The sequence below is a fragment of the Komagataeibacter melomenusus genome (assembly GCF_013155395.1).
In the GTDB taxonomy this organism is placed as follows: Bacteria; Pseudomonadota; Alphaproteobacteria; order Acetobacterales; family Acetobacteraceae; genus Komagataeibacter; species Komagataeibacter melomenusus.
In genome coordinates this window covers 1-2946 of the sequence record NZ_JABJWC010000092.1, presented here as the reverse complement: position 1 = coordinate 2946, position 2946 = coordinate 1, and the positions used below count along the sequence as shown (strand labels likewise).

3 protein-coding genes and 1 pseudogene are annotated in these 2946 nt (G+C 68.0%); all 4 read left to right on the top strand.

Features of this window, described 5'->3' with window-relative positions:
• The first annotated feature begins 16 nt into the window (after window positions 1-16).
• Complete coding sequence (locus tag HNW77_RS17090; protein WP_241694544.1) at window positions 17-1042, top strand: lysine-2,3-aminomutase-like protein; 1026 nt, start codon at window positions 17-19, stop codon at window positions 1040-1042.
• A gap of 86 nt (window positions 1043-1128) precedes the next feature.
• Window positions 1129-1695, top strand: a complete 567-nt coding sequence (gene efp / locus HNW77_RS17085) for an elongation factor P (RefSeq protein ID WP_061272374.1) — start codon at window positions 1129-1131, stop codon at window positions 1693-1695.
• A gap of 107 nt (window positions 1696-1802) precedes the next feature.
• Window positions 1803-2624 (top strand): inositol monophosphatase family protein, encoded by an 822-nt coding sequence (locus HNW77_RS17080; RefSeq protein ID WP_167370254.1) that lies wholly within the window; start codon window positions 1803-1805, stop codon window positions 2622-2624.
• A 72-nt stretch (window positions 2625-2696) separates the two neighbouring features.
• Window positions 2697-2946 (top strand): annotated as a pseudogene (locus HNW77_RS17075) (hypothetical protein); the annotation flags it as partial.

Here is a 2946-nt window from a genome sequence, read left to right as displayed (position 1 = left end):
AAGCAGGTCGGCCACGCTGCGCAGCGTGGCCGACCTGCTTGCGGCAGGGCTGATCACGCCCGCGCAGGCCCCGGCGCTGGAAAACGTGGCGCAGCACTACGCCACCGCCATTCCCCCCGCCTTTGCCGACCTGATCGAAACGCCAGATGACCCGATCGGCCGCCAGGTCATTCCCGATGCGGCGGAATGCCACGCCGACCCGACCGAAAACCCGGACCCGATTGGCGATGACGCGCTCTCCCCCGTGCCGGGCATCGTGCACCGCTATGCCGACCGCGCGCTGCTCAAGCCGCTGCTGGTCTGCCCGCTTTACTGCCGCTTCTGCTTCCGCCGCGAGCATGTCGGCCCTGGCGGCGGCGTGCTGGATGAGGCCGCCCTTGAGACAGCCCTCGACTGGCTGCGCACGCACCCCGACATTCATGAAGTCGTGATGACCGGCGGCGACCCGCTCATGCTCTCGGCCCGTCGCATGCGCGCGATCATGCAGGCGCTTGAGGAGATGGCGCATATCCACACCATCCGCATCCATTCCCGCGTGCCGGTGGCCGATCCTGAACGGCTGGATGAGGAGATGGCGGCAGCACTCGAGACCACGCGCTCGATGTGGCTGGTGGCGCACATAAACCATGCCCGCGAACTGACACCCGCCGCCCGCGCCGCCATCCGCCGCGTGCAGGTGCGCGCCATACCCGTGCTGGGGCAGTCCGTGCTGCTGCGCGGGGTCAATGACACGCCCGAGGCGCTCGAGGCGCTTTTGCGCGCGCAGGTCGCTGCCCGCATCCGCCCCTATTACCTGCACCAGCTTGACCCGGCACCGGGCACCGCGCGCTTTCATGTGCCCATACGCGAGGGGCAGCGCCTGCTGGCCAGCCTGCGCGGGCGGGTGACGGGCATCGCCTGGCCCACTTACGTGCTCGACATTCCCGGCGGGCATGGCAAGGTGCCCATCGGGCCGGATTACCTGCACACCGGGCCCGATGGCAGGCTCGTGGCACTGGCGCCCGATGGCACGCAGCACCGCCTTGCGCGCGAACAGGGCTGAAAAGAAGGGCGCCAAACCTTGCCCTTGAGCGCGCGGGGCGCTAGAAGCCGAACCGCCATACTTCCCACAACCATACAGGGACCACCATGAAGCAGCAGGCAAACCTGATCCGTGCCGGGCAGGTCATCGAGCACGACGGCCGTCGCTGGACGGTCCTGAAGCAGCAGATCATCACGCCAGGCAAGGGCGGCGCATTCATCCAGGTGGAAATGCGCGACCTCAAGACCGGCAACAAGACCAATGAGCGCTGGCGCACCGCCGATACCGTTGAACGCCTGATGACCGAGGAGAAGGAATACACCTACTCCTACATGGACGGCGACAACATCGTGCTCATGGACCCCGAGACCTTCGAGCAGCTTCTCCTGCCGCTCGACCTGCTCGGCGATCAGGCCCCCTTCCTGCAGGACAACATGACCCTGGTGCTCAACCTGGTGGAAGGCGACCCGGTTGGCGTCGTGCTGCCAGCCCAGGTAACGCTCGAGGTGGTCGAGGCCGACCCGGTGGTGAAGGGCCAGACGGCCAGTTCGTCCTACAAGCCCGCCCGCCTGTCCAACGGTGTCAAGACCATGGTGCCCCCCTTCATTGAAGCAGGCGAGCGCATCGTGGTCCGCACCGAGGACAGCAGCTACGTCGAGCGCGCCAAGTCCTGAGCCCACAGGGGGCGGTGGCCTGCCCGCCCGCAGGCTGCCACCCGCCTTTGCCTTCACCCCTTACACCCGTTCCACCGCCGAACCAGACAGGACCGATCACCGTGGCAATGCGACTCTCTCCCCATATGACGGTGATGCAGAACGCTGCCCAGAAGGCCGCACGCCGCCTTCTGCGTGACTTCAGCGAAGTCGAGCAGCTTCAGGTCAGCATCAAGGGCCCTGGCGATTTCGTCTCGCAGGCCGACCTGCGGGCCGAAACCACCATCCACGAGGAACTGGCCCGCGCCCGGCCCGGCTATGCCTTCCTGATGGAGGAAAGCGGTGCCTCGGGCAGCGAGGGCTGGACATGGCGCTGGGTGATCGACCCGCTCGATGGCACCACCAACTTCCTGCATGGCGTGCCGCACTGGGCCATTTCCATCGGCCTGCAGCGCCGCCTGCCCGATGGCACGATCGAGATCGTGGCAGGGCTGGTGTACAACCCCGTGGCCAATGAGATGTTCTGGGCCGAAAAGGGCGTGGGCGCGTTCCTCAACGACCGCCGCCTGCGCGTATCCGCCCGCCGGTCGATGAACGAGGCGCTGTTCGCCACCGGCATTCCGTTTGCCAAGGTCTCGGCGCGCAACCGCCTGTCATTTGCCCGCACGCTGGGTGCGCTCATGCCGCAGGTTGCCGGCATCCGCCGATTCGGTGCCGCTGCCCTCGACCTCGCCTGGGTCGCGGCAGGCCGGTATGACGGGTATTGGGAACTGGGCATCAAGCCGTGGGACTGCGCGGCCGGCATCCTGCTCGTGCGCGAGGCCGGTGGCTACGCAACCGACCCGGCGGGCGAGGATCTGAACGATCTCGCGGCCTCCATCGATGCGGTGGTGGGCAATCCCCACATGCACGGCCCGCTGCGCGAACTCGTGGCCAGCAGCATCGACTGATGCGCGGCAGGGCCCCTGTGGCCCGTTTGTCGATTGCGCGCCCGCCTGCGGCCCGGTAGCCTGCCGGGCATAATGCAGCACTCATTCCCCTTCCTCCCCCGCCGGTCCGCGCGCGTGCTGGCCGTGCTGGGCGTTGCCACCTGCGCCCTGCTGGGCAGCGCGCACGCACAGGTCACCACCAGCAAGAGCGCGCTTGACGCCCTTGGTGCCCCCAGGAAACGCCCTGCCATGCTGCCTGATGGCGGCAGCATGAGCCTGTCGGGCGCCACCATGCCTGATGCGGCGGACAGTGCCGCCACCGCCCCGCCCGCTCCGGCCCAGG